Here is a 4,811-nt window from a genome sequence, read left to right as displayed (position 1 = left end):
TTGGAGCAGCTATCTACGATCAGCTTGCTCAGTTTTTCTGAATGCTGGAAGCCCAGGCTCACCATCGCTTGAAGCAACTGCTTAGGGAGAGTGGTGGATCCAATTGGCCGCATCACCTAACCCTCACGCGCTTAGTTGCCCGCAGTCTGCGACGGGGCGACCACAGCCTCTTCCCAGTAAGCGCAACTGCTGATAGACCTTGGCTGCTGGGGCTGCTGCTGCCGGTGTTGATGGCAGATTATCCAGTACTAATAGTGGCCAGCGAGTCGCTGCAGCGTCGATTAATAAAACGCGAACTGGCTTCGTTGGCGGCGGTTGGCTTGCAGCGCCCCCTTTGGCAAGGCGAAAGCCCCCCAAGCAACCCAGGGCTTTGGCTGGTAAGTGCAGCTGAACTAGTAGAAATCTGGCGGCGTGGAGAACTGGGCGATCATCAATTGATCTTTGCTGAAGCAGAGGAATTAGAGGAGCAGCTGCGCCAGGCGCAGGCAATTAGGTTGCTGCCGCAGCATTGGGATCAACTAGCCAGGGCGAAACCACAACTTGCTCACTCCTTGTTGCATTTGCATGAAAGGTTGAGCCGGCAACTCTTAAATCGTCCGTTAGGCCGCCGTCCCAACCTAGCGATCGCCGCTGAACAGGAAGCGCCCCTAAGGCTTTTAGTGCAGGGGATTGAAGGACTGCCAGAACCTTGGCAAAGCTGGCAGCAAAGCGTGGGGCCCGATTGGACTAGCTGGGCAATAACAGAACCGAAGCTGTTGCAATGGAGCCTGGAACGCCAACCCTTAAAACCGTTAGCAAGCCTGAATGGCTTAATGCTGCAACGGGGGGCAATTTTGATAGGTGCCCTGATGCCCCAGGGGCAAAGGTTGCAAGATCTGGGATTACGTAAACCAGTGGTGGTGCCTCTACACACCCCAGAACGCCATGAGGCGTTGCCTTTATATGCGCCGCGGCTGCAGGCAATGCCAAATAGCCCTTTTTTTTCTGAGCAATTGTTAGCGCAGTGTCGTCGTTTGGTGCTGGGGCAGCTGGAGCTATCGGTGGTGTTGGTAAACGACGACCAATTACGGCAATGGCTTACTAGTGCCCTTGCTGCGGAATTTGGTCAACGGGTAGACCACGAACAAACTGCGCCAGATAGCAACGGGGTGGTGTGCTGCGGCTGGGATTGGTGGTTGGAACACCACGAACAATTGCCGCAACCAGGTCAATTAATTGTGGGCTTGCTGCCGATTGCCAGCCTGGAGGATCCACTCACCGCTGCACGGGTAAATGGCTTGAGGCAAGGCGGTCGCGACTGGTTTAGGGAATTGCTGCTGCCTGAAGCGATTGAACGGGTGCAACGGGGTGTAGCCCCGCTGCGCACTGGCAAAACTTCCCGGCTGGCGGTATTGGATGGCCGGTTGAGAGGTCGGGGGTGGGGGCAAAGGGTGCTGGATGCCCTTGAACCTTGGGAGCCCCTGGAAAGACTGCTCCCTGCCTAGACGCCCCATGCGCCAAACTGAGGATTATTCGCTTAATCAGCATGGGCGAAGCACGCCGTCGCTCCAGCCAGGGACTGCCGCCAAGAATTAGTAAAAAGGCAGCTCCAAAAGACGACTCTCCTCGCATCGTTGCCTGGATCCCACTAACCCAAAATCAAGCTCGCCAATTTGTGAGCCTCACCAGCAAAGGAGCCTGGATTGGCATTGGCGCCATGGCAGTGCTCTGGGTAACTGTGCGTTTTATTGGCCCAGCCGCAGGCCTATGGCACCTATCAGACGGATGAGCAATGTGCCGTTCCTCTGACATTGCCGTTTCTCTAGGTATTTACACTCGCAAAATCCGAAGAAATCCCTAAAATAATTTTAGTTGACTATCTTGTCGTGTTTTTACGATTAGCTGCTCAGTACAAGGATCTTGTTCAAGATCTAGTGATAAGCCTGAAGGCTCTAGCTGAGAGCATGAAAAAGGAAGGTGTTTCAGCTAGTTGTTACACCTGCGGTGAAGATGGCAGCCATGGAGCTTCTTTTGTTGCCGATCTAGGTGATGGCCACGCAGTGCGTTTCCTAGTTTCTGATTGCGGCATCAACTGGATGGAGCTGCGCCATGGCGTTGAGCTGGTGAAATTGGAGGGTGCTGAAGCAATCCAAGAATTAGATCGCCTCAGCAAACATCTCCGCGGCATCCAGAGCCAAAAATTTCAGACCGTTGGCTCAGCTCGCATCAGCTAATGAACTAGCGCTGCTGGATTCTTCTGTTGAAGCTCGCTCTGCGCCCTCCTTTCGTTTTGCCGCTGCTACAGCTAGAGGCTTCATTGAATTTGCCGTTACATCAGCCCCTTCAGTGAGCTTTTGCCGGGTTTTTGCTTCAATAATTTCTTTAGCTTCAGGGTTTTGTTCAAGCCAAGTAATTGTGTTGTCTCGTCCTTGACCAACATTGTCTCCGTTATAGCTGTACCAGGCGCCCTTACGCACCACTATTCCCGTTTCTTCAGCTAAGTCGAGCAAACAACCAAGGATGCTGATGCCGCGGCCGAAAATAATGTCGAATTCAGCGATACGGAAAGGTGGCGCCACCTTGTTTTTTGCCACTTTTACCTTGGCGCGAATGCCATATTCCTCTGTGCCCCTTTTAAGGGTTTGGATCCGACGGATATCGAGTCGCACCGAGGCATAAAACTTGAGCGCATTGCCGCCGGTAGTTGTTTCCGGGTTGCCGTAAGCGATACCAATTTTTTGACGCAACTGGTTGAGAAAGATCACCGTGCAACCGGATTTACCGATATTGCCGGTGATTTTTCGCATCGCCTGGCTCATCAAGCGGGCTTGGCTACCTACCGCTAGATCACCCATTTCCCCCTCTATCTCAGCCCTTGGGGTAAGCGCCGCCACGGAATCCACCACCACGATGTCTACCGCAGCAGAACGCACCAGCTGATCAACGATCTCGAGGGCCATCTCACCAGTGTCTGGCTGAGAAACCAGCAGATTTTCTACATCTACGCCCAATGAGGCCGCGTACAGGGGATCAAGGGCGTGTTCCGCGTCAACAAAAGCTGCAACCCCACCCCGTTTCTGCACCTCGGCAATGGCATGGAGCGTGAGGGTGGTTTTACCTGAGCTTTCAGGCCCGTAAACCTCCACAACCCGACCTTTCGGATATCCGCCACCAAGGGCGAGATCAAGGGTGAGAGCGCCGGTAGAAATTGTTTCCACCCGCATGCGGGAGGCATCTCCCAACCGCATGATGGAGCCCTTGCCAAAGTTGCGCTCAATTTGGTTCAACACCAGCGCTAGGGCCTTTTCCCGCTCGCTAGCGGAAGGTGAAGGGGCCTGGAGGGATCCAGATTGGTTTGAACCGGCCTGGGATTTGGAATCAGCAGTCATGGGCTAATAAACAGCAAAGAAAAAGTAACTAGATCGAGTGAAAACACAATTCCCTGGATTATCCAGGCATCGTGCAACCACCTAGAAAGAAGTGCCACCCAAGCCGCCCGGTGTATCGACCGGCGAAGGTGGAAATGGTTAGTTCAAATGTATTGTAACAAATCAGGGCCAGTCGTCTAGGGGCAAGCCCAGGGTTTCGCGGTTAAGCAAAGCGATCCGCTTTGGCAAATTTTCCGTGTCTTTTGGCAGGAGGTAGCCCCAAGACGCCAAAAGGCAGCTCAGATCTTCTAATCCCGGGGTACGCAGCACCTCTTCAAGGGTGAGCCTGCGATCCTCCAAAAAACGCCAAGGAATTGAATTGGCCCTGCCTTCGGCCCGCTCTGATAGCAAACCAGCTAACACCGCGGGTTTTGAACCTGCTTCGCGGCCATGAACCGCTACGGGTTCCAAGCCGTGGGCCCTTAGTAGCTCCTCCGTGAACTGGGCACTTTTAGTGGTGAGCACTTGCCAGGGCACCCCCTCCTGCTGAAATCGCCAAAGACACTCCTGCATCCAGGGGAAAACCTGATGCCTCGCTAGCCAACGCTGGCGATCGCTCACGATCGCCTCTTGCCGCACTTGATCAAGTAGCTGGGTGAGCTCGGCTTGCTTCCAACCCAAAAGGGCAAGGCTGCCCTGCAGCGCTGCGCCGTAATTTTGATGAAAACTGGCCTCTGGTAGAGCCTCTCCCCCCACCAAAGCTGCGAGCACAGGCATCTCCCAGCCAGCCAGCACCCTTGGCCGCAAGGCTGCAAATAGGGGCGGCAGGACCTCTGGCAAAGAGGCTAATGAGGGCAATAAGCGCTGGGCGCAACTGCGGGCGGCCCACCAATATTCGGCCATGCCATCAATAACCACACCATCAAAATCGGTGATCAACACAGCAAAAATAGCTTCAAAAAACTGGGTCGCTAGGATTCGAACCTAGGAATGGCGGTACCAAAAACCGCTGCCTTACCGCTTGGCGACGACCCACTGGGGCGCTGTTAGAGCTAGAGCTGCTAACGAGCTCTTATATAGCCACAAAAGGCTACCCAGCGTCAAACCCCTCGCACAAAAACCCGATTATTCAGATGTGAGCCTTGCGTTGTGATGCCGCAGCAAACGCTCTAGGGCGCGCTGAACTTGGGGCAAACTGTTCGCTTTGATCACGTGGATCGGCACCCCGCCATCACGGGCTTCTCGGCGCACTTCTGGGTGTAAACCCAGCTGATGTTTGCCCGCCAAAACCGCATCGGCCTGGGCGAGATCTTCGGCCAATTGCACAGGCCAATGGCGGCTGCGGGCCGCCTGGGTTACCAGCCGTGCAGCAATGCCGCAGCAGAAAATCATCAACGGCGCGCTAGCCCCAACCGATGGCTTTTGTGCAGGTTTAATTACTTGCTTAATCAGCGGTGTTGGCGG

The 4,811-nt window shown here is 54.5% G+C and carries 5 protein-coding genes, 1 tRNA gene and 1 pseudogene; 3 read left to right on the top strand and 4 right to left on the bottom strand.

The genetic code is table 11. The annotated features are described in order from the left end of the window. Window positions 1-41 precede the first annotated feature (41 nt). The 3 genes from AC2JC8_RS06275 to AC2JC8_RS06265 all read left to right on the top strand — a co-directional run bounded on the left by AC2JC8_RS06275 (window position 42) and on the right by AC2JC8_RS06265 (window position 2,213). Entirely contained in the window at window positions 42-1,484 is a 1,443-nt protein-coding gene (locus AC2JC8_RS06275) for a helicase (RefSeq protein WP_484420040.1), read from the top strand. A 41-nt stretch (window positions 1,485-1,525) separates the two neighbouring features. Further along, the gene (locus AC2JC8_RS06270) at window positions 1,526-1,768 is read left to right on the top strand and encodes a DUF2839 domain-containing protein (protein ID WP_484420041.1); all 243 of its coding nucleotides are present in this window, start codon (window positions 1,526-1,528) and stop codon (window positions 1,766-1,768) included. 97 nt (window positions 1,769-1,865) lie between these two features. Next, entirely contained in the window at window positions 1,866-2,213 is a 348-nt protein-coding gene (locus AC2JC8_RS06265; RefSeq protein ID WP_255131182.1) for a DUF1815 family protein, read from the top strand. On the opposite strand, the gene recA is transcribed toward AC2JC8_RS06265, so the two are convergent. The 4 genes and pseudogenes from recA to AC2JC8_RS06245 form a co-directional block, all read right to left on the bottom strand. Continuing rightward, the gene (gene recA, locus AC2JC8_RS06260) at window positions 2,196-3,368 is read right to left on the bottom strand and encodes a recombinase RecA (protein WP_484399945.1); all 1,173 of its coding nucleotides are present in this window, start codon (window positions 3,366-3,368) and stop codon (window positions 2,196-2,198) included. The two genes, AC2JC8_RS06265 and recA, sit on opposite strands and share 18 nt — an antisense overlap. 162 nt (window positions 3,369-3,530) lie before the next feature. Further along, complete coding sequence (locus AC2JC8_RS06255; protein WP_484399943.1) at window positions 3,531-4,289, bottom strand: HAD family hydrolase; 759 nt, start codon at window positions 4,287-4,289, stop codon at window positions 3,531-3,533. A gap of 21 nt (window positions 4,290-4,310) precedes the next feature. Beyond that, window positions 4,311-4,382: transfer RNA gene (locus AC2JC8_RS06250), tRNA-Gln, on the bottom strand. A 90-nt stretch (window positions 4,383-4,472) separates the two neighbouring features. Beyond that, a pseudogene (locus tag AC2JC8_RS06245) lies at window positions 4,473-4,811 on the bottom strand (AAA family ATPase); the annotation flags it as partial.

The sequence above is a fragment of the Synechococcus sp. genome (assembly GCF_982614295.1).
This window is presented reverse-complemented; position numbering and strand designations above follow the sequence as displayed.